The organism is Caballeronia sordidicola (genome assembly GCF_002220365.1).
In the GTDB taxonomy this organism is placed as follows: Bacteria; Pseudomonadota; Gammaproteobacteria; order Burkholderiales; family Burkholderiaceae; genus Caballeronia; species Caballeronia sordidicola_C.
The window spans coordinates 146993-167010 of sequence record NZ_MTHB01000305.1 but is presented as its reverse complement, the minus strand read 5'-3'; the positions used below and the strand labels follow the sequence as shown (position 1 = coordinate 167010).

Below are 20018 nucleotides of genomic sequence, written 5' to 3'. Positions count from 1 at the left end.
GCGCAGACAGCCGAGGAGATGCTCAAGGGCTGGATCTCATGGGCGAAGCGTTGTCGGCTTGAGCCGTTCAGGCGGCTGGCCACGACGCTCAAGGAGCGCCTGCCGGGCGTCGTGCGCGGCATGCTCGACGGTCGCAGCAATGCCTATGTCGAGGCGATGAATGGCATGCTCCAACAAACCAAGCGGGCCGCGCGCGGATTTCGAACCGTGAAGAACTTCGTGGCCATCGCCTACCTCCGCATGTCCAGGCTAAAACATTTGCCGCAAAATCCTTTGCGTCCCGCCGCCCCGCGTGATCAAGGGATTAAACGTTATCGCGCCGGCCGTCAAGTTCCACTCAAAACGGCATAGAGCCACCCCGCGCGCGACCTATGCACAGGCGCCCGCCTCCAACGAAATCTCCGACGCCCTGAGCCGCACTCTAAAGAAATACGGCTGCAAGTTTGTCGGAACGACTATCTGCTACGCGTTCATGCAGGCGACCGGCATGGTCAACGACCACGAGGCCGCCTGTTTCTGTCGATCCCGCGGCAGCGCAGCCATCCCTAAACGCGAATCCGCCCAACGCCGAACAAATTAGGTAATTTGCTCAACTGATTTTCGATACAAACAGTGCGTTTTCGCAACGTTTATCGCGATTTCAACCTTCGTCAGGGAAAATCCTGACGATAGCCGCATCTGCGTGGTGAATCACGCTCTGAAGCCTTTACTACAAAGCCTCTACGGGGATTCCGCCTCTGTGCAAGAAGTCAGACATCATGTCAGAATTGCGGCCAACCGCACATTGCACAACTTTTTTACCGAAAAGAACCGCTATAAATACGTTGTAAGTGGCTTTTTTCCGGCGAGCCGGCTGACTCTGAAACCAGGGTTGCTTCTCGCCGCTTACCAAGCGTATTCAGACCGTACGAACGGTCGCGGCAAAGTAGGCAGACCGGTGAAATGACGCGGTTTTATGTGGTCGACCGCGCTATGGCGAACGAATCCGCGTCCGATACTGATAACGCTGTTTGATGAAACCCACTAAGCACCGCAGTTGTCGGCGCGGGGGAGAACCAGAATGAAAAACCTCAACTTCTTAACGCACCAGGAAATCTTCGACCGTGCCGTGCTTCACCTGTTTGGCCAAGGCCGGGCAGCGTTGTTGCCCCACGGCGGCGGTGCATATCGCGGCTATTGCGGCGGTTGTCCTGTTGGCAGCTTCATCAAGGCCCGCGATTACATGACTGCCATGGAAGGAGTTCCCATTCGATACGTCGGCAAGGGGCCGGAAACAGTGCCGGCCTACATGGACGTCGGTGTGGTTGCGCTAAAACGGGCGCTCTTGCGCTCGAATATCAACGTCTACGACCCGACGACTGTGGAACTGCTCAGCTGCCTGCAAAACGTACACGACGTGTTCGGCAAGTGGGAATGGCGTGAACGCTTTGCGTCGATTGCCCGGCAGTTCAACTTGTCGGCAAATCGACTTAAGTCGGCAGCTTGAGTACGGAATTGGGCAGGGTTTGCGGGGCCCCGAGAGGCCTCACGTGGCTGAAACGATTCCCCTCGAACTGACCCACTAACGAAGCGCGTCCGCTCCGATATCGAACGAATAGATGCGCGGGCGAGCAACGCAATAGTCAAAGCAATGAGCCATGCAATGTTAACGGCGAGAGACATCTACGAGCGCGTGAGCAACCATCTGCTTACGCAACGAGCTGTATCAGAAGATGAAAACGGTTCGTGCCGGCTTCGCAGCGGCAATGGCCGCAAGTGCGCTATCGGCTCGCTGATCGCCGATGAGTTGTATCGGCCGGAGTTCGAAGGCATTGGGATCTCGTACTACCGGCACGCGAAGGACGGCTCATTGTTACGCGCACTGTATGCGTCGGAGGTTAATGCCTACGATCCTCACATAGTCGAGTTGCTGATCGAACTGGAAGAAGTCCACGACGATTTCAACGTGGACGAATGGCCCCAGCTCCTGGCCCGCGTGGGCGAACGGCATGCATTTGTCTGAGCGCGGATAAACGCGCGCCAGCTCAGGCGAAAGGCCCGCCAAGGCAGGATAAAGGCGAAAAAACGAGGAAGATCCGCTCAGGCGCCCGTAATCCAGAAGTCCAGCCCCGGCGCGCCGAACAAGCTAAGCCGCTAGCCGAAGTAACGCCAGGCGGTAAAACCAGGAAATCAAACCTGACAAGCCGCCTGACAAGCCGCCCTGACAAGCAAAACTTAGTGAAGCTTCTTGGGCAGCATCTGGCTGCGCAGGCGCTTACGCAGACGGCTAACTGCTGCCGCCTTCTTGCGCTTGCGTGCCGTCGTCGGCTTTTCATACGACTGACGTTCGCGAAGTTCGGCGATCAGGCCGTTCTTTTCGATGGTCCGGCGGAAACGCCGGATCGCGACGTCGAACGGCTCGTTTTCTTTCAAAACAATAGTGGTCATGGATGTCCTAAATCGCTGATACGTTTTTCTGACTGCGCGGCGAAGCGTACTGCCTAAGGCAACGCCGCGCGCCGGCACTCCGATCGTCCACCTGACAACAGCGGACACGAGCAAAGCGGCCACGGAGGCCGGAAAAGAGAGAGGTGGGATTTCACCGCCGATCACGGCATGCGCAGTCTGTCGAAAACGGAACAGCGCACTTCGGGCCGCCCGGCGTCGCTTAAAAATAGCTGCGCCATCAGGCAAAAATCTCGATTCGGGCGAGATGTTATCAGATCGTCGCCCCGTCGCCAACCCCGCAACACGATTTGCGGGGCTGCAACCCTATGATCATGCGTGCTTTTTGCCGATTTCAGTCCGGATTGCTGGCTTCATCAAGGAGGGCGACGTCCTCCGCCGTCAAAGAAATCCGGGTCGCGTGGGCCAGGGTTTCGAGTTGCTTGACCGATGTTGCGCTCGCGATCGGCGCCGTTACGCCCGGCCGCGCGATCAGCCATGCAAGCGCGATTGCCGCCGGCTCCGTGTCATGGCGTTCTGCCACCTTAACCAGCGCATTCACAATTCTCAAGCCCCGGTCGTTCAGGTAACCCGACACTTTCGCGCCACGGGCACTATTTTCGGTATCGGCTTTGGATCGATATTTTCCACTCAGGAAACCGCTCGCCAGACTGTAATACGTCACAACCGACACCTTGTGCGCCTTGATAACCGGTTCAAGGTCATTCTCGTAGCCGGCGCGATCATAAAGGTTGTATTCAGGCTGAAGGACCTGATAACCCGCAATCCCCTCTTTCGCCGAGATCTTCAGCGCCTCTTCCAGCCTTTCACCGGTGTAATTCGACGCACCAATCACGCGCACCTTTCCCGCCGTAATCAGCTTTTGGTAAGCGCCGAGCGTGTCAAGGAGCGGCGTTTTATCGTCGTCTCGATGGGAAAAGTACACGTCGATGTAATCCGTTTTTAGTCGTTTCAGCGAGTCGTTGACGGCTGCCTCGATATTCGCCGCCGACAGCCCTGTCCGCGTGCTCAGCATGCCGACCTTGGTTGCCAGCACGATCTTGTCGCGCTTGCCGCTTTCCTTGAGCCACTTGCCGATGATCGTCTCCGACTCGCCACCCTGATGGCCCTCGACCCAGGCGGAATAGACGTCGGCGGTATCGATGAAATTAAGTCCGTGGTCGACGAAGGCGTCGAGGATGGAGAACGACGTGCGTTCGTCGGCGGTCCAGCCGAATACATTTCCGCCGAAAACGAGCGGCGCGACTTTGAGGTCCGACTTACCGATAGTGCGGTGCTGCATGGTTGCTCCCGGGCTGTTGTAGGCAAACGCTGATAACTGACTCGAAAAGAATACCCGCGAATCCCTTTACTCGCAGGCTGCTCGCCGACCGCTATTCCGCCTACAAATCCTTACCTAAGTCCTCAAGTTTTTTTTTCATGCGCCGCTAACCCATGTAGGCGGCCGGCTACCACGCTCGGAACCGCCCGGCAACAGTACCCGTGCAGTAGTAGCCAAAACAGCCCTTTCAGCTCTTTCAGGAGAAATCCAAATGCTTAGCATCAATAGCAATATCAACTCGCTGGTCGCTCAGCAAAACTTGAACACGTCGCAAAGCGCACTCTCGCAGGCTATCACGCGTTTGTCGTCGGGCAAGCGCATCAACAGCGCGGCAGACGATGCAGCAGGTCTGGCAATCTCGAACCGCATGCAAACGCAGATCAACGGCCTGGATCAGGGCGTGTCGAACGCGAACGACGGCGTGTCGATGATCCAGACGGCATCGAGCGGTCTGGCGCAGATCACGACGAGCTTGCAAACCATTCGTCAGCTGGCGGTCCAAGCATCGAGCGGCTCGTTGTCGTCGAGCGACCAGGCAGCACTGCAACAAGAAGTGGCGCAGCAAGTGGCTGAAGTGAACCGCGTAGCATCGCAAACGACGTACAACGGCAAGAACGTGCTGGACGGCTCGGCAGGTAACGTCAGCTTCCAGATCGGCGCAAACGTCGGTCAGACGATCAGCCTGAACCTGACGCAAAGCCTGTCGGCAGCCTCGCTCGGCGGCGGTGTCCCGCAAGCTGGCTCGACGCTTACCTCGATCACGGGCGTTAGCCTGAACGCTAGCGGCGCTGCTGCGTCATCCTCCCCCGCCATCACGACGGTCAACGTACTCGCAGACGGCAACGGCGGCTTCACCTTCACCGACCAGAACAATCAGGCTCTGTCGAGCACGGCAGTAACGGCGCTGTTCGGCGCTTCTACGACGGGTTCGGCCACCACGCCTGTAGCGTTGACGCTGACGGCAGTGAGCACCGGCGCGCTTGGCTCGACCGCCTCCGCCGCCACCGTCGCAAGCATTGCCACCGCCAATGCCTTGAATACGCCGCCGACAGTGTCAGCAGTGAACGTCAGCACGACACAAGGCGCAAACGCCGCAATGGAATCGATCGACAACGCACTCCAAACGGTCAACAACATCCAGGCAACCCTGGGTGCGGCTCAAAACCGTTTCACGTCGATCTCCTCGGCGCAGCAATCGCAGTCGACCGACTTGTCGGGCGCTCAGTCGCAAATCACGGACGCCGACTTCGCACAGGAAACGGCTAACCTGAGCAAGGCTCAAGTGCTGCAACAAGCGGGTATCTCGGTGCTGGCGCAAGCCAACTCGTTGCCGCAGCAAGTTCTGAAGCTTCTCCAGTAATAGCCTTAAGCAGTAACGGCAGGCGCATCGCAAGACGCGTCTGCCAAATCCGTTTTCCGGGGAGGCTTGCCTCCCCTATACGTATTACAAAAGTTTATCATTCAGGCTCGAAAGCAAAACCGACGTACGGAGCATCTCAATGTCGACGATATCCAGCGCATCCAGCACGGCCGCAGCCTCGGCAGCCGCCACCATTGCCGCCACCCAGGCAGCCGAAGCGTCCGCAGCGCAGTCCATCATCAGCGGATCCACGGGCAATTCGTCGCTGGATGTGTCGTCGCTGGTCACAAGCCTCGTCAATGCGAAGGTGGCAGGCCAAACCGCCACGCTTTCCGCACAACAAACGAACGACAACACTCAACTTTCGGCCATCGGCGCGTTGCAGGCAGCACTGTCTGCATTGCAGGCCGGTATCGCCTCGCTATCCAACGGCAGCGCCCTCGGACAGTTCACAGCGACTGGCAGTGGTACGGGCCTGACGGCAACGGCTGACACCACCGCGTCGGCGGGCACTTACTCGGTCGCGGTCACGCAAATTGCCAGCGCGCAAACACTTTCGTCTGCCGCGTTCGGCAGCACGACGGCGCTCGGCACCGGCACGATGAATATCTCGGTCGGCGGCCACTCGATGAGCGTTCCCATCACGTCGTCAAACAACACGGTAAGCGGCATTGCCAGCGCGATCAACTCGGCGGCGAACAATCCGGGGGTAACCGCTACGGTCGTCACCGGCACGGACGGTGCGCATCTGGTCCTGCGCTCGACGGCCACAGGCGCATCGAACACGGTCAATGTTTCAATCAGCAACCTGGCGGGCGATGCCGGCCTGTCCAGCCTCGGCGTTACGTCCACGGCCGGCGCCACCAGCACGGCCGCGTCGACCATCACGTCGGCGTCGAGCACGAGCGCGTGGACGCAAACCGCATCCGCGCAAGACGCCATGTTCACGGTCGACGGAACGGCCGGGACGAGTGCCAGCAACACGGTGACCAGTGCAATCCAGGGCATTACGCTGAACCTCACCGCTGCCGCAATCGGCACGCCGGCGGGCACGGCGCAGACACTGACTGTGGCGCAGAACACGACGTCCGGATCCACCGCGATCAACAACTTCGTCACCCTCTACAACACGCTTGTCACCACGTACGGCCAGGTGGGCAACGACAACTCGGCAGCAGCAAGCACGCAAAGCGGCGCGTTGGCCTCCAATCCGATGCTCACCACCATCCAGAACACGCTGGCGAGCATTGTCGACAGCGGCGTACAGAACGGCACCTCGACCATCTCTCTGGGTGCGCTCGGGATCACGCTGCAGGGACAAGCCAGCGCGACGCAGCCAGCCGGCTCACTGGTGATCGATCCCACGAAGCTCGCCGCTGCGCTCCAGAACAACCCGTCGGGGGTGGCGGCTCTATTCAATTCGACGACCGGCCTGGCCGCGAAGATGACGACCAGCCTGAACTCGTTCCTGAGCTCGACCGGCCTGGTTGCGAACAGCCAGAGCGCGGTGAACACGGATCTGGCAAGCATTACGAAGCAGCAAACCACCCTGACCGCCTACACGGCGCAGCTCACGAGCCAGTACCAGGCGCAGTTCACGGCGCTCAATACGTTGATGGCGACGATGAACAACAACTCGCAGTACCTGACGCAATTGTTCGGCGGCGCCAATAGCGCGGGTGCGCTGGCATCGGCCAACAACAGCTGATCGGGCGAGGATAAATCGACATGGAACAGAACAGCTTGATCGACCGCCTGCTCGAGTTGACGCTCGCGATCCAGCACGCGGCGGCCATGGCGGATTGGCAGGAAGCGGCCCGCCTGACTGAAGAGCGGACCCCGCTTTTCATGGAGTTGACGCCGGAACAGGACGCCACGGCCATGGAGGTGATCAACAGGATCCAGGCAATCGATGCCGCCATTGCCTCCGACGCGAAGACAACGCAATCGGAATTGCAGATCGAATACAGTTCGGCGATGAAGAAGGTCCAGGCGGCCAGCAAGTATCACCAGGCCGCGAAGTTCTGATCGAGTGACGAGGCCGGTACACCGCCTTGTGCTGACTTTGTTTTTGACTCTGAAGAGACAACAACAAGAACCACGCGCGCAGCGCTTTGGCCGCTTCAACACCCCGGGCACCAATGTGCGTCCAGGGTGTTTTCTTATGGGCTAGCGTCCCAGCGTCAGTAGCAGATACAGCGCATAGAGCCCGCCGTTCACCAGCAGCGCCCACAGCACGACCCCGCCCTTCTTCGCATTAAAGCGCAGCCACGCGGCTGCCGCGAGCGTGATGAAAACGCCCGTCATCACTTCCACGCGCGGCTCCCAAGGCGTCAGCATGATGCCGATACCCGGCAGCAGCGTGCCCTGGAACACCATAGCGCCAGTGATATTGCCGAACGCCAGCGTATCCTTGCCGCGCCGCGCCCAGATGATGCTGTTGACCTTCTCCGGCAGTTCGGTTGCGATCGGGATAATGATCAACGAGAGCAGCAGCGCCGATATCCCCAGCACCTTCGAAACCCCTTCCACGCCGGCGATAAACCCCTTCGCACCGCCAACCAGCAACGCCGTGCCCAGAACCATCTGCAGCACGATAGTCGCAAGCGAGGTAGGCAACCCGAAGCGCGAGATCAGCAGCCGCTCGGGCGCTTCAGTGCCGTGGCCCTTCTCGACCAAACTGGCGGACGCACGGAATGTCGTGACCACATACGTGACATACACGCCGACCAGTCCTACGGCGAACAACGCCCGCACTTCCCACGCGTGATGCGGCACGAACATGGCGCCCGCCGCGATCAGGAACGCACACAGGAAGAAGTTGAGATCGCGGGTGAAACCGCTATGTTCGGGCGCGACGACCCCTTTGAGGCCACGCGTCTTGAGCACGGCGACAGCCATCAGGCACGTCGACAGGGTCGCCAGCATCAATGGTGCGCCGAGGATCGCGCCCACGCCGATCTCCTCGTTCACCGCGCGGCTGGCCGTGCCGCCCATCAACGCGATGATCGGCACGGTGGTTTCCGGCAGCGCCGTGCCGATAGCCGCGAACAGCGAACCGGTCACCCCTTCGGAGATGCCGAGCTTTTCGCCGAGGTGTTCGAGCGCGTTGGTGAAGAGTTCCGATGCCGCCAGGATCACCACGAGCATCAGCGCAAGTTGCAGGAAAAGCAGCGTCATGCGGCACCTCGCGATGAAACCAGCGAGCAGGGCAAGCCACGGAAATGACGGAACAGCGGTAGAGAAACCGACGAACTCAGGGTATGGCCTGGGGCAGGCCTGGGGTGTTTTTGTTTTGGAGACACGATGATTTCACGGTCGGACGTCAGCGAACCAGAGTGCAATCCCGCGCCGTCCGACCGTGAACGACAAGATGCACCCATGGTCTCGCCAAACCTGACCGGTCGAACGCGCCACGGCTAACAAGCCGAGTATGTTGACGCGTCCTCCTCCCATTGCGGAAGGAAGGCTACTCCCCAAAGACGGCCACGAGTTTAGCGTGCGTCGGCGGATTAGGCAACCGGCCACGGGGGTGTTCAAAAAACTGTCACTGGCCCATATGCATATCCCGAATCGGTCGTTGTAGCGGAAATAACGGTTCAGTAAGCTACGGCCATGAGTAAGGCAACGGAGGCCCTTTGAGTGCTCTTTCATTGCGCTGACGCATCCGACGAAGCGCACCGTACAATAAGCTGCAACCGCCAAACAAGAAACGTCTGACTGACTAACACTTGCGACCACGTTCGTAACGGGAGATCCCATGCGCTTCAGAATGCTCGCAGCCGCTGTACTGGCCATCACGCCGGTGCTCGCGATCGCGAAACCGCTCACTGTGTGCACCGAGTCGAGTCCGGATGGCTTCGACGTCGTGCAATTCAATTCGCTGGTGACGACCAATGCATCGGCGGATGTGATCTTCAACACGCTCGTCTCCTACGATGAAGTCGCGAAAAAGGTCACGCCCGCGCTAGCCGAGAAGTGGGACGTGAGCCCCGACGGCCTGACCTACACGTTTCATCTGCGGCCGAACGTAGCGTTCCAGACCACGGACTACTTCACGCCGTCGAGAAAACTGACCGCCGACGACGTGGTGTTCTCCTTCGACCGCATGCTCTCCGACAGCAACCCGTGGCACAAGGTGGCCGGTGCAAGCGGCTTCCCACACGCGCAGTCCATGGGCCTGGTCAAGCTGATCAAGTCCGTATCCAAGGTCGATGACAACACCGTCAAGTTCGAACTCAATACGCCGAACGCGACCTTCGTGCCCATTCTCACCATGGGCTTTGCGTCGATCTATTCGGCCGAATACGCCGACCAGTTGCTCAAGGCGGGCAAGCAGACCGATCTGAACGCAAAGCCGATCGGCACCGGTCCGTTCGTGCTGAAGAACTACACGAAAGACGCCGTGATCCGTTACGACGTCAACCCGACGTACTGGGGACCGAAACCCAAGGTGGACCGGCTGATATACGCCATCACGCCCGACGCCTCCGTGCGCGCGCAGAAGATCAAGGCGGGTGAATGCCAGATCGCGTTGTCGCCGAAACCGCAGGACGTGCTGGACGCGAAAAAGGACAGTTCGTTGAAAGTGGTCGAGACGCCGGCGTTCATGACGGCGTTCGTTGCGTTGAATACGCAGAAAAAGCCGCTCGACAACCCCAAGGTGCGCCAGGCGTTGAATGTTGCCTTTGATCGCACGACGTACTTGAAGACCGTCTTCGAAAACACCGCCACGCCCGCTGTGAATCCGTACCCGCCGAACACGTGGAGCTACGACAAGCAGATCACGGCGTATCCGTATTCGGTCGATCGCGCGAAGAAACTGCTCGCCGACGCCGGCTTCCCGAATGGCTTCGACACCACCATCTGGGTGCGCCCGAACGGCAGCGTGCTGAATCCGAATCCGAAGGTCGGCGCGGAATTGCTGCAGGCGGATCTGGCGAAGATCGGCGTGAAGGCGCAGGTCAAGGTGATCGAATGGGGTGAGCTGATCAAGGAAGCGAAGCAGGGTCAACACGACATGTTGTTCATGGGCTGGGCCGGTGACAACGGCGATCCGGACAACTATCTGTCGCCGCTATTCAGTTGCGCCGCGGTGCGTTCGGGCATCAACTTCGCGCGCTTCTGCGATCCGACGCTCGACCGGATGATCGATGAAGGCAAGGAAACGGCGGACCTGGGGAAACGGACCAAGGCTTATACCGAAGCCCAGCAGATTATTCATGACCAGGCGCTGTGGATTCCGCTCGGTTATCCGACGGCAGCGGCGCTCACGCGTAGCAATGTCAGCGGGTATCGGGTGAGTCCGTTCGGACGGCAGAACTTCGCGAGCGTCGTGGTTCAGTAGTCGCGGCTGCAGGTAATGCCGTCGTTCACTCAAGCCGGGCGCACAAACGCCCGGCTTCTTTTTTACTTCGGCGCGAAACGGATCACACCGTCTTCATTATGGGTATGGCGTACAAGCTCGCCTTCCAGCCAAAGCAGGTGCAAATGGGCCAGCGCTTCGCCGAGCGCGAACGTCATCTGGTGTACATCGAGCGGACGCTTGAACATGAGCGGCACAATGTCAGCGGCGCTTTGCGGTTTGATCGCGCAAGCCTCGCGCACTTCCTGCAAACGCGCCGCGTGATGATCCCGAAGCTGCCCGATACGCGTATGCATGCCGCGAAACGGCTTGCCATGCGAAGGGAGCACGAGTGTATCGGCGGGAAGGGACTCGTAGCGGCCCAGTGAACCCAGGAACAGCGCGAGCGGATTGCCCTCCGGTTCAATCGCAAACACCGAGACGTTAGTCGAGATGCGCGGCAGCACCATGTCGCCGGAAATCAGCACCTTCGTCGCGGCGCAGAAGAACGCGCAATGTTCAGGAGAATGACCGAAACCCGTCACCACTTCCCAGTCACGGCCACCAATCTTCACCGTATCGCCATCACGCAGACGACGATAAACCAGCGGGATGGACGGCACCAGCAACGGGTAATACGTATCGCGCTTGCGCAGCGCTTCGAGCGACGCAGGATCCGTCATGCCATGCCGCGCGAAGTGCCGTGCCGCCCGCTCGCCGCCTGCGTCCGAGCCATCGCCGGCGGACATCACGCGGCCCATTGCGTACTCGCCGAGCGACATCCAGAGCCTGACCGGGTCCCATCGTTTCTTCTCGCCGCCATTGCAGATCCAGTCGGCAAGACCGAGGTGGTCCGGGTGGCAATGCGTGACGATCACGCGCAGCACCGGCAAGCCGTCGAGCAACGTGTCGAAGGTGCGCTCCCAGTTCGCCCGGATCGTTTCGTCTGAAATACCGCAATCGATAACGGTCCAGCCCGCCACGCCGTCAATCTCGTCGCGCATGACCCATAAGTTGATGTGATCGAGCGCAAACGGCAGCGGCATGCGAACCCAGAACACGCCGGGCGTGACTTCCATCGTGTGGCCGCTCTCAGGAAGACGGTCTGCGAAAACGTAATCGAGTTGCTGTTCGAGCAGGTTCATGCGGGTCGGGTCTCCGGGTTGTCAGTTGTTGCATTGCCGCCAAGTTGACGCTAACGTTAACCTGTATTTTAACGTCGGCTTCAGGAAAGCGCTCGGAACCTTGTAATTTCAATGACAGATACGCGCTACACCATTACCGAACTAGCACGCGAATTCGAGATCACGCCACGCGCAATCCGGTTCTATGAGAACCAGGGCTTGCTCACGCCGGCGCGCGAGGGCACGAACGGCATGCGTCGCGTATATTCGGCGCGCGACCGCACGCGGCTCAAGCTGACGCTGCGTGGCAAACGGCTTGGATTCACGTTGCTGGAGGTGAGCAGGCTGCTCGATCTCTACGATTCACCGACCGGGACGGTCGCCCAGTTACATGCGTTTCTCGACACCATCGCGGCGCATCGTGCGGTGCTGGAGGCACAACTGGACGACCTGAACGCAACGCTCGCCGAGCTCGCCGTATATGAAGCACAGGGGCGTGCGCTGCTTTCGGCGAACGCGGAAAAACGCGCGCGCCGAGCGGCAGTTGTGGCTGCATCGACGGATGCAGACGCTAAGTCGCCTTGAACTCACAACCGGCAAGAACGGCCGCCGCCCAGGAACCCAAAACATCCGGCGATACAATACCGGCCGGATTCAAAGCTGGATTTGACACTTATAAACAGCCTAGAGACGTGATCACTTTGCGCACTTAGCGCACGTTGAACGACACCACACGAAGTGCAGGCTTGATATGAATCACTTTCCCAAGTTGCTGTCGTCGCAGATTGGCTTCGATGTCGCGGAAACGCTGCTCGAAGGCTTCGACTGTCACTATCGCGTGTTTCGCGATGCGGCTATTGCGGCAAAGGGGCTATTCGAGGCCGGCGACTGGCACGCGCTGCAGCGGCTCGCGCGCGAGCGCATCACGTCGTACGACGACCGGGTGGAAGAGTGCGTGACGCGTCTGGAAGACGAGTACGACGCAGAGAACATAGACGATGAAATCTGGCAGCAGATCAAGTTGCATTACATCGGCTTGCTGACGTCGCACCGGCAGCCGGAGTGCGCGGAAACGTTCTTCAATTCAGTGTGCTGCAAGATCCTGCATCGTTCTTACTTCAACAACGACTTCATTTTCGTGCGGCCCGCCATTTCGACGGAGTACATCGAGAACGACGAACCCGCGGCCAAGCCGACGTATCGAGCGTATTACCCGAGTAAAGACGGACTCGCCGCGACATTCGAACGGATTGTGACGAACTTCCAGCTCGAGCCGCCGTTCGAAGATTTGCAGCGCGACGTTCAATGCCTGATGCGAGCCATCACCGAAGCGTTTGGCGAGTTCAAGGCCGCGCCTAATTTCCAGATTCACGTGCTGTCGTCGCTGTTCTTTCGCAACAAGGCGGCGTATATAGTGGGCCGGATCATCAACGGTGACCTGGTGATACCTTTCGTCGTGCCCGTGCGTCACGCGTCACCCGGCCTGCTTGCACTCGATACGGTCCTGCTGCAGCGCGAACAAGTGCTGATCATCTTCAGCTTCTCGCACTCGTACTTCCTCGTAGATATGGAAGTGCCGTCGGCGTACGTGCAGTTCCTTCGCTCGATCATGCCAGGCAAACCGAAGGCGGAAATCTATACATCGGTGGGCTTGCAGAAGCAGGGCAAGAACCTGTTTTATCGCGACTTGCTGCATCACCTGTCGCATTCCAGCGATAAATTCGTCATAGCGCCAGGCATCAAGGGGCTCGTGATGCTGGTGTTCACGCTGCCGTCGTTTCCGTATGTGTTCAAGCTGATCAAGGACAACTTTCCACCGCCGAAGGAAACCACGCGCAAGGAGATCCAGGACAAGTATCAGCTCGTCAAACGGCACGATCGGCTCGGACGCATGGCCGATACGCTCGAGTATTCGAGCGTCGCGTTGCCGCTGTCGCGCCTCGACGATGCATTGCTGAAAGAGCTCACCAAAGAGGTCCCTTCAATGATCGAATACGAAGGCGATAACCTGGTGATCAGGCATTTGTACATCGAGCGCCGCATGACGCCGCTGAATCTGTATTTGCAGAACGGCACGCTGTCGGAAATCGAGCATGGCATCAAGGAATATGGCGACGCGATCAAGGAACTGATCCAGGCCAACATCTTCCCCGGCGACATGCTCTACAAGAATTTCGGCGTCACGCGCCACGGCCGCGTGGTGTTCTACGACTACGACGAGATCGAGTACCTGACGGACTGCAACGTGCGCCGAGTACCGCAAGCGCGAAATGAGGAAGACGAGATGTCAGGCGAGCCGTGGTACACCGTCGGGCCGCATGACATCTTCCCCGAAACCTACAACACATTCCTGCTCGGCGACCCGCGCGTGCGCAACGTGTTCATGAAACATCACCCCGATTTCTTCGACCCCGCTCTCTGGCAAAAGCACAAGGAACAGATTCTTAACGGCGAGCTCGCCGAATTCTTTCCGTACGAACGCGGCATCCGTTTTTGCGTTCGTTATCCCGAGCGTTTTCTGGACGGCGCACCCGCAGTACGCGCCGCATGAAACCTATCCGCACTGAATGCCATGTCCAACACCGACAACACCGACAACACCGACAACATCGACAACCCTGAAAGCCAAGACAACAACCCGCTCTCGCACCTATTCGATAACAACCTGAAGTGGGTCGATCGCAAGCTCTCGGAAGACGCGGAGTATTTCTCACGCCTCGCGCACCAGCAAGCGCCCGAATACCTGTGGATCGGCTGCTCGGACTCACGCGTGCCGGCTAACCAGATCATCGGCTTGCCGCCGGGCGAGGTGTTCGTGCACAGGAACATCGCGAACGTGGTCGTTCACTCGGACCTCAACTGCCTGTCCGTGATCCAGTTCGCCGTCGACCTGCTGAAGGTGAAGCACATCATGGTGGTCGGGCACTACGGCTGTTCCGGCGTGGGCGCGGCGCTCGTGGGCCGGCGCGTCGGCCTGGCCGATAACTGGCTGCGTCACGTGGAAGACGTGCGCGACAAGCATGCCGCGCTGCTCGAAGAATGGCCGATGGGCGAGGCGCGAAATCGTCGGCTGGTGGAGCTGAACACGATTGAACAGACAGTGAACGTATGCCATACGACCATCCTGCGCGATGCGTGGGCGCGTGGACAGGAGATCACGGTGCACGGCTGGACCTACGGCGTGCATGACGGCCGTGTGCGCAACATGGGCATGATGATCAACGGGTCGGAGGAAGTCGAGCCGACCTATCAGCAATGCATCGCGGCGCTGGCGCGCGGTGGCGCGCACTCATCGGAGAACGATGTGCTCGCCTCCGATGCCGCCCGTCTCGGCGATGTCCCGGCTATTTTGAAAGGTGTGATCAAGGAGCTGAAGCATGACTGATTTTTTAGATGATCCGGTGGTGATCGTATCGGCTGTCCGTACGCCGATGGCCGCTTTTCAAGGCGACTTCGCCACGGTGACAGCGCCGCAGCTCGGCTCGGTGGCAATCCGCGCCGCGGTCGAGCGCGCCGGCCTTAAGCCCGAGCAGATCGAAGAAGCCGTGATGGGCTGCGTGCTGCCCGCCGGACTCGGTCAGGCGCCTGCGCGGCAAGCTGCGCTCGGCGCGGGCCTGCCGCTGTCCGTCGGCAGCACCACGGTCAACAAGATGTGCGGCTCGGGCATGCGCGCCGCCATGTTCGCGCACGACATGCTGCTGGCCGGCTCGGCGGACGTGATCGTCGCAGGCGGGATGGAGAGCATGACCAATGCGCCGTATTTGCTGCCGAAGGCGCGTGCCGGTATGCGCATGGGCCACGGCCAGGTGCTCGATCACATGTTCCTCGATGGCCTGGAAGACGCGTATGAAAAGGGCCGGCTGATGGGCACGTTCGCGGAGCAATGCGCCGGATCGTATAAATTTTCGCGGGAAGCGCAGGACGCGTTTGCCATCGAATCACTGAAGCGTGCGAAGCGGGCCAACGAAGACGGTTCGTTCGACTGGGAAATCGCGCCAGTCACGGTCGCGGGCCGCAAGGGCGATACCGTCATCGATCACGACGAGCAGCCGTTCAAGGCGAATATCGACAAGATTGCGACGCTCAAACCCGCGTTCGCCAAAGACGGCACGGTGACAGCCGCCAATGCATCGTCTATTTCCGACGGCGCCGCCGCACTCGTGATGATGCGGGCATCGACAGCGAAACGGCTCGGCGTCACGCCGCTTGCACGGGTCGTGGGACACAGCACCTTCGCGCAGGAACCGGCGTTGTTCACGACTGCGCCTGTCGGTGCGATCCGCAAGCTATTCGAGAAGAACGGCTGGCGCGCGAACGAAGTCGATCTCTTCGAGATCAATGAAGCGTTTGCGGTCGTCGCGATGGCTGCCATGCGGGAACACGACTTGCCGCATGACAGGGTCAACGTCAATGGCGGCGCCTGTGCGTTGGGACATCCGATCGGTGCATCGGGCGCGCGAATTCTCGTTACGTTGATCGGCGCGTTGCGTCAGCGCGGCTTGAAGCGCGGCGTGGCGAGCTTGTGCATCGGCGGCGGAGAAGCGACAGCGATGGGTATCGAACTGGTTTAGAGCATCGTGCAGGAGAGCGTCATGAAAACCGTATTGATCGTGGGTGCATCGCGCGGCCTCGGCCGCGAATTCGCGCGAGCCTATTGCCGCGACGGCTGGCGCGTGCTCGCCACCGCTCGCAATGCGGCGTCGCTGGAAGCACTCGACGCCGTGGGCGCAAAAACCTTCTCGGTCGACACAACCCAACCCGAGCAGATCGCGGCGCTCGGCTCGCAGCTCGACGGCGAGAAACTGGATGTCGCGATCATCGTGTCGGGCGTTTATGGTCCGCGAACGGAACACGCGCAGACCATCACGTCGGAAGATTTCGATTTGGTCATGCACACCAACGTTCGCGGCCCAATGCAACTGCTGCCCATTCTCCGGCCGCACACGGACGCCGCGCACGGCGTGCTCGCGGTGCTGTCGAGCAAGATGGGCGGGATCACGGAAATGAACGGGACGGCGGGCTGGCTGTATCGCGCGAGCAAGGCCGCGGTGAATGCTGCGCTGAAGGCGACGTCGCTGGAAGCGCGCGGCTCGACTTGTATCGCGTTGCATCCCGGCTGGGTGCGCACCGAGATGGGCGGGGCCTCGGCGGCGATCGAACCGGCGCACAGCATTTCCGGAATGCGCGCTGTAATCGCGGCAGCCGCCGCGAACCCTAAAAAATTCAACGGCACTTTCGTGCAGTACGACGGTACGCCGCTCGCGTGGTGAGTGCGGTACCTTAGCAGGGCTTCAAAGTGAGCGTTTCAATCAAACGAAAAGGACACGAAGTGGCGTATCAAGTACATGGCGTGGCGTCATCGGGGAATTGCTACAAGGTCCGGCTTGCGCTCGAACAACTGAGCCGGCCGTATGTCTGGCATGAAGTAGACATGATGAACGGCGCCACGCGCACCGAGGCGTTTCGTCAGTTGAATCCGAACGGCAAGGTGCCAGTGCTTCAGATCGATGAGCACACATGCCTCTTCGAATCGGACGCGATCCTGTATTACCTCGCCGAAGGCACGCCGCTGCTGCCCACGGACCGTCTTTCGCGGGCGCGCGTCCTGCAATGGATGTTCTTCGAGCAGTACAGTCACGAGCCCAACATCGCGGTTGCGCGCTTCATTCTTCAGTTCGTCAAGCATCCTGACGATCCTCGCCTGCCCGAGAAAACCGCTGGCTCGTATCGCGCACTCGACGTGATGGAGACGCATCTCGCGACGCGGACGTATTTCGTCGATGAGCAATACACCATCGCGGACATTGCGCTGTATGCGTACACCCATGTCGCCGATCAAGCCAACCTCGACCTCGGCCGGTACCCGGCCATTCGCGCATGGCTTGCGCGCGTGAAGGCGCAGCCGCGGCACATCGAGATGCCGGGCGTCGACGGATGACGCAAGTGTTGGAATGCCCGTGCGGCGGCGCGTCGCCGGGATTGAACAGCGCCAAACGGCCGCCTCGATATGCGCAATGTTGCGGGCGCTTTATAGAAGGCGTCGCGCCGGCGGGCAACGCGATGGAACTGATGCGCTCGCGCTACACCGCCTACGTACTCGGCGAGACGGCGTATCTGCGCGCGACCTGGGCCGAGACCACCTGCCCCCGCGATCTGGAAACCTCAGCAGACCCTGCCACCCGCTGGCTCGGCCTGCAGATAAAACGCCACACGCCTGTTGACGCCGATCACGCCGAGGTTGAATTTATCGCGCGCTACAAGCTTGGCGGACGCGCATTCCGGCTGCATGAGACGAGCCGGTTCGAACGGGACGCTGCCGGACTGTGGCGTTATGTCGACGGTAATATCCGCGATTGAAACGTCATAGCGACGAATCTTGCTGCGTCGCGGCAATAATTTCCTGAACGTCTGCTTTCGCCAAAAAATTAGTGTGCCGCGCGGGTACTTTCTAATTGCGCCTATTCATTTTGTCCGGGTACCCTAGCTTTTCGCCAGTCGCTGGCGAATGATATTAAGTTGCTGTTTCATAAGCTAAATATCTGCCAGCGCGACGGTGTTGCGTATTGAAGCCCATTGTCATGTCTATTCGGGGCATGACTTGACGATCCGACCAGTGATACTGATTGACAGTACGAACGTCCGGATCGATGGATTGTGACAATAAGCTGGCTCGTGCTTTGAGAAATCAGCCGGGTCGAGAAGCGGGTGGAGTTTCGGGGATGGCATTTAGGCAAGTGTTGTCAGGTTGCGTAATGGTGTGTGCGCTCGCGGCGGTGTCCGCCTCGGCGCTTGCAGAGCCGTTCCCGGGTGCGCAGCAGTACGCAAAGCTCGAGGCACCTGCCTTCGGTACGGTGCCGCAGTCGTTCGATCCCTCGCTTCCCGTTGTTGACGCAAACCTGAACGAGTCCGTCATCGAAGTGCCTTCGGGCGACGTTTCGCTTGAAACCACCCTCTTCAAACCTGATGGACCGGGTCCGTTCCCGATGGTCATCTTCAATCACGGCAAGCTCCCTGGCAATGCGCATGACCAGACACGCGCGCGTCCGATCGCGTTTGCGCGCGAATTCGTGCGCCATGGTTATGTAGTTGTCGTGCCGAATCGCCGTGGCTTTGCGCAATCGGGTGGGGAATATACCGGCAACGGTTGCGACGTCGAAGCCAACGGCTTCACCCAGGCGCGCGACGTGGCGGCCACGGTGGCTTACATGGACAAGCAATCATTTGTCGACAGCCAGCACGTGGTGGTGGCGGGCGCATCGCACGGTGGGCTGGTGACCATGGCGTATGGCGCGCGCGACGCGCGTGAGGCGGAGGGCGTGCGTGGCCTGATCAACTTCTCGGGTGGTTTGCGTCAGGACGAGTGTCCGGGCTGGCAGAAAAACCTGACTAGCGCGTTTGGTGAATACGGTGAGCATGTGAAGTTGCCGTCCTTGTGGATGTACGGGACCAACGATTCTGTGTGGCAGGGCAACTTGCCTGAGGAAATGTTTGCGTCGTACAGCGCGCACGGTGCGAAGGCCGACATGGTGAATTTCGGCGCTTATAAGAACGATGCACATCGGCTGGTTGGAGATCGTGACGGTGTGGCGATCTGGTGGCCGCGTGTGAAGACGTTCCTCGAGGACGTTGGCATGCCGACGGATCGGCAATATCAGGTTTCGGATCCGCAGGCGCCTTCGCCGACGGGTTATGCGACCGTGGATGCGGTGACCGCAGTGCCGTTCCTCGATGAACATGGCCGTGAGGGTTACGAAAACTTTCTGCATCAGTATTCGAGCCGCGCATTCGCGGTGTCGGATTCGGGTGCGTGGTCGTGGGCGGAAGGGGGCGACGACCCGATGTCGGTGGCATTGAACGGGTGCCAGAAGCAGAGCAGCGATCCATGCCGGTTGTATGCCGTTAATAACGCGGTGGTCTGGAATGATCGCAATGTCGGGCAGACGCAGACAGCTTCGAGGTAAGGCGTTTGAGTCAGCAAAAGGCTGGTAGCTGGTCCTGAGGCTAGCGGTCTGAGTCAATGCCGGGTTGCCAGGTTCCTGAGTTAGCAGTCTGCCTGAGTCAGCCATTCTCTTTGTCCATATGTGCGAAATGCCTCGTCTACGGCTGCACGCTGATATCGACGCACTCCACCAACGCGTTGACACCGACCGCCGACGATACGCTGACGATCCAGTTGGGTTGCATTGCACGGTGCAGGCGCTCGCAGTTACTGAGCTTCACGAGCGCATCGTCATAGGCCTGTGTGCCATCCTCAAGGATCGCAATGTCATCCACGATGTTAGTGATGCCGAAGTTTTCAATGGAACATCGAGTTGCGGTCTGAAAGGTGATGGTTGTTCGAACGGCATCCAGTGACAAACCAAGCGTCAGGTCGCGGCCTTGCGCCGCCATGATGTCGATGTGCCAGTGTCGAAAATTACCGTG

20 protein-coding genes, 1 pseudogene and 1 riboswitch are annotated in these 20018 nt (G+C 59.7%); of the genes and pseudogenes, 16 read left to right on the top strand and 5 right to left on the bottom strand.

Features of this window, described 5'->3' with window-relative positions; genetic code table 11:
* The 4 genes and pseudogenes from BSU04_RS45000 to BSU04_RS44985 form a co-directional block, all read left to right on the top strand.
* Positions 1-351: transposase (locus BSU04_RS45000; protein ID WP_144021554.1), on the top strand; the 351-nt coding region annotated here is incomplete at its 5' end.
* 13 nt (positions 352-364) lie between these two features.
* Positions 365-580 (top strand): annotated as a pseudogene (locus BSU04_RS44995) (DNA-3-methyladenine glycosylase I); the annotation flags it as partial.
* Positions 581-1060: 480 nt separating this feature from the next.
* A complete protein-coding gene (locus BSU04_RS44990; RefSeq protein WP_089166601.1) occupies positions 1061-1486 on the top strand; it encodes a hypothetical protein in 426 nt (141 codons plus the stop codon).
* Between the two features lie 156 nt (positions 1487-1642).
* Positions 1643-2002 carry a hypothetical protein gene (locus BSU04_RS44985; RefSeq protein WP_089166600.1) on the top strand — a complete coding sequence of 120 codons (360 nt, stop codon included), beginning with the start codon at positions 1643-1645 and terminating at the stop codon, positions 2000-2002.
* Positions 2003-2214: 212 nt separating this feature from the next.
* Here BSU04_RS44985 and rpsU read toward each other — a convergent pair whose 3' ends face one another.
* Positions 2215-2427, bottom strand: a complete 213-nt coding sequence (gene rpsU, locus BSU04_RS44980; RefSeq protein WP_031357080.1) for a 30S ribosomal protein S21 — start codon at positions 2425-2427, stop codon at positions 2215-2217.
* A 352-nt stretch (positions 2428-2779) separates the two neighbouring features.
* The gene (locus BSU04_RS44975; protein WP_089166599.1) at positions 2780-3727 is read right to left on the bottom strand and encodes an aldo/keto reductase; all 948 of its coding nucleotides are present in this window, start codon (positions 3725-3727) and stop codon (positions 2780-2782) included.
* A 250-nt stretch (positions 3728-3977) separates the two neighbouring features.
* Between BSU04_RS44975 and BSU04_RS44970 the strand changes: the two genes are divergently transcribed.
* From BSU04_RS44970 to fliT, 3 genes are all read left to right on the top strand, one after another.
* Complete coding sequence (locus BSU04_RS44970; RefSeq protein ID WP_089166598.1) at positions 3978-5126, top strand: flagellin; 1149 nt, start codon at positions 3978-3980, stop codon at positions 5124-5126.
* Positions 5127-5265: 139 nt separating this feature from the next.
* Positions 5266-6834: a flagellar filament capping protein FliD gene (gene fliD / locus BSU04_RS44965; protein WP_089166597.1), complete on the top strand. Its 1569-nt coding sequence runs from the start codon at positions 5266-5268 to the stop codon at positions 6832-6834.
* A gap of 20 nt (positions 6835-6854) precedes the next feature.
* On the top strand, positions 6855-7154 hold the full coding sequence (gene fliT, locus BSU04_RS44960) for a flagellar protein FliT (RefSeq protein ID WP_089166596.1): 300 nt from the start codon (positions 6855-6857) through the stop codon (positions 7152-7154).
* A gap of 141 nt (positions 7155-7295) precedes the next feature.
* Here fliT and BSU04_RS44955 read toward each other — a convergent pair whose 3' ends face one another.
* On the bottom strand, positions 7296-8306 hold the full coding sequence (locus BSU04_RS44955; protein ID WP_089166595.1) for a sodium:calcium antiporter: 1011 nt from the start codon (positions 8304-8306) through the stop codon (positions 7296-7298).
* Positions 8307-8446: 140 nt separating this feature from the next.
* A riboswitch (yybP-ykoY riboswitch) is annotated at positions 8447-8620 on the bottom strand.
* A 266-nt stretch (positions 8621-8886) separates the two neighbouring features.
* Here BSU04_RS44955 and BSU04_RS44950 point away from each other — a divergent pair.
* Positions 8887-10473 (top strand): ABC transporter substrate-binding protein, encoded by a 1587-nt coding sequence (locus tag BSU04_RS44950; RefSeq protein ID WP_089166594.1) that lies wholly within the window; start codon positions 8887-8889, stop codon positions 10471-10473.
* A 62-nt stretch (positions 10474-10535) separates the two neighbouring features.
* Here BSU04_RS44950 and BSU04_RS44945 read toward each other — a convergent pair whose 3' ends face one another.
* Positions 10536-11615, bottom strand: a complete 1080-nt coding sequence (locus BSU04_RS44945; RefSeq protein ID WP_089166593.1) for an MBL fold metallo-hydrolase — start codon at positions 11613-11615, stop codon at positions 10536-10538.
* Between the two features lie 111 nt (positions 11616-11726).
* Between BSU04_RS44945 and BSU04_RS44940 the strand changes: the two genes are divergently transcribed.
* The 8 genes from BSU04_RS44940 to BSU04_RS44905 all read left to right on the top strand — a co-directional run bounded on the left by BSU04_RS44940 (position 11727) and on the right by BSU04_RS44905 (position 19555).
* Complete coding sequence (locus BSU04_RS44940; protein WP_089166592.1) at positions 11727-12179, top strand: MerR family transcriptional regulator; 453 nt, start codon at positions 11727-11729, stop codon at positions 12177-12179.
* 166 nt (positions 12180-12345) lie between these two features.
* Complete coding sequence (gene aceK / locus BSU04_RS44935) at positions 12346-14145, top strand: bifunctional isocitrate dehydrogenase kinase/phosphatase (RefSeq protein ID WP_089166591.1); 1800 nt, start codon at positions 12346-12348, stop codon at positions 14143-14145.
* A 21-nt stretch (positions 14146-14166) separates the two neighbouring features.
* The gene (can, locus tag BSU04_RS44930; RefSeq protein ID WP_089166590.1) at positions 14167-14979 is read left to right on the top strand and encodes a carbonate dehydratase; all 813 of its coding nucleotides are present in this window, start codon (positions 14167-14169) and stop codon (positions 14977-14979) included.
* Positions 14972-16165, top strand: a complete 1194-nt coding sequence (locus BSU04_RS44925) for an acetyl-CoA C-acetyltransferase (RefSeq protein ID WP_089166589.1) — start codon at positions 14972-14974, stop codon at positions 16163-16165. The genes can and BSU04_RS44925 overlap by 8 nt, the downstream gene beginning before the upstream one ends.
* Before the next feature lie 21 nt (positions 16166-16186).
* Complete coding sequence (locus BSU04_RS44920) at positions 16187-16864, top strand: SDR family oxidoreductase (RefSeq protein ID WP_089166588.1); 678 nt, start codon at positions 16187-16189, stop codon at positions 16862-16864.
* Between the two features lie 59 nt (positions 16865-16923).
* Positions 16924-17532, top strand: coding sequence for a glutathione S-transferase family protein (locus BSU04_RS44915; protein ID WP_089166587.1), 609 nt, complete (start codon positions 16924-16926; stop codon positions 17530-17532).
* Positions 17529-17951 carry a YchJ family protein gene (locus BSU04_RS44910; protein ID WP_089166586.1) on the top strand — a complete coding sequence of 141 codons (423 nt, stop codon included), beginning with the start codon at positions 17529-17531 and terminating at the stop codon, positions 17949-17951. The genes BSU04_RS44915 and BSU04_RS44910 overlap by 4 nt, the downstream gene beginning before the upstream one ends.
* A gap of 362 nt (positions 17952-18313) precedes the next feature.
* The gene (locus BSU04_RS44905; protein ID WP_089166585.1) at positions 18314-19555 is read left to right on the top strand and encodes a dienelactone hydrolase family protein; all 1242 of its coding nucleotides are present in this window, start codon (positions 18314-18316) and stop codon (positions 19553-19555) included.
* Positions 19556-19691: 136 nt separating this feature from the next.
* Here the strand turns inward: BSU04_RS44905 and BSU04_RS44900 are convergent, their stop codons facing one another.
* On the bottom strand, positions 19692-19985 hold the full coding sequence (locus BSU04_RS44900) for a hypothetical protein (protein WP_089166584.1): 294 nt from the start codon (positions 19983-19985) through the stop codon (positions 19692-19694).
* Between the last annotated feature and the right edge of the window lie 33 nt (positions 19986-20018).

Bases quoted from the DNA above. Each gene is read 5' to 3' on its own strand.
- BSU04_RS44970 (WP_089166598.1), top strand. From the start codon at position 3,978: ATGCTTAGCATCAATAGCAATATCAACTCGCTGGTCGCTCAGCAAAAC.
- BSU04_RS44910 (WP_089166586.1), top strand. From the start codon at position 17,529: ATGACGCAAGTGTTGGAATGCCCGTGCGGCGGCGCGTCGCCGGGATTG.
- BSU04_RS44925 (WP_089166589.1), top strand. From the start codon at position 14,972: ATGACTGATTTTTTAGATGATCCGGTGGTGATCGTATCGGCTGTCCGT.
- fliT (WP_089166596.1), top strand. From the start codon at position 6,855: ATGGAACAGAACAGCTTGATCGACCGCCTGCTCGAGTTGACGCTCGCG.
- BSU04_RS44955 (WP_089166595.1), bottom strand. From the start codon at position 8,306: ATGACGCTGCTTTTCCTGCAACTTGCGCTGATGCTCGTGGTGATCCTG.
- aceK (WP_089166591.1), top strand. From the start codon at position 12,346: ATGAATCACTTTCCCAAGTTGCTGTCGTCGCAGATTGGCTTCGATGTC.
- fliD (WP_089166597.1), top strand. From the start codon at position 5,266: ATGTCGACGATATCCAGCGCATCCAGCACGGCCGCAGCCTCGGCAGCC.
- BSU04_RS44975 (WP_089166599.1), bottom strand. From the start codon at position 3,727: ATGCAGCACCGCACTATCGGTAAGTCGGACCTCAAAGTCGCGCCGCTC.
- BSU04_RS44990 (WP_089166601.1), top strand. From the start codon at position 1,061: ATGAAAAACCTCAACTTCTTAACGCACCAGGAAATCTTCGACCGTGCC.
- BSU04_RS44905 (WP_089166585.1), top strand. From the start codon at position 18,314: ATGGCATTTAGGCAAGTGTTGTCAGGTTGCGTAATGGTGTGTGCGCTC.
- rpsU (WP_031357080.1), bottom strand. From the start codon at position 2,427: ATGACCACTATTGTTTTGAAAGAAAACGAGCCGTTCGACGTCGCGATC.
- BSU04_RS44945 (WP_089166593.1), bottom strand. From the start codon at position 11,615: ATGAACCTGCTCGAACAGCAACTCGATTACGTTTTCGCAGACCGTCTT.
- BSU04_RS44985 (WP_089166600.1), top strand. From the start codon at position 1,643: ATGTTAACGGCGAGAGACATCTACGAGCGCGTGAGCAACCATCTGCTT.
- BSU04_RS44920 (WP_089166588.1), top strand. From the start codon at position 16,187: ATGAAAACCGTATTGATCGTGGGTGCATCGCGCGGCCTCGGCCGCGAA.
- BSU04_RS44900 (WP_089166584.1), bottom strand. From the start codon at position 19,985: ATGGCGGCGCAAGGCCGCGACCTGACGCTTGGTTTGTCACTGGATGCC.
- BSU04_RS44950 (WP_089166594.1), top strand. From the start codon at position 8,887: ATGCGCTTCAGAATGCTCGCAGCCGCTGTACTGGCCATCACGCCGGTG.
- BSU04_RS44940 (WP_089166592.1), top strand. From the start codon at position 11,727: ATGACAGATACGCGCTACACCATTACCGAACTAGCACGCGAATTCGAG.
- can (WP_089166590.1), top strand. From the start codon at position 14,167: ATGTCCAACACCGACAACACCGACAACACCGACAACATCGACAACCCT.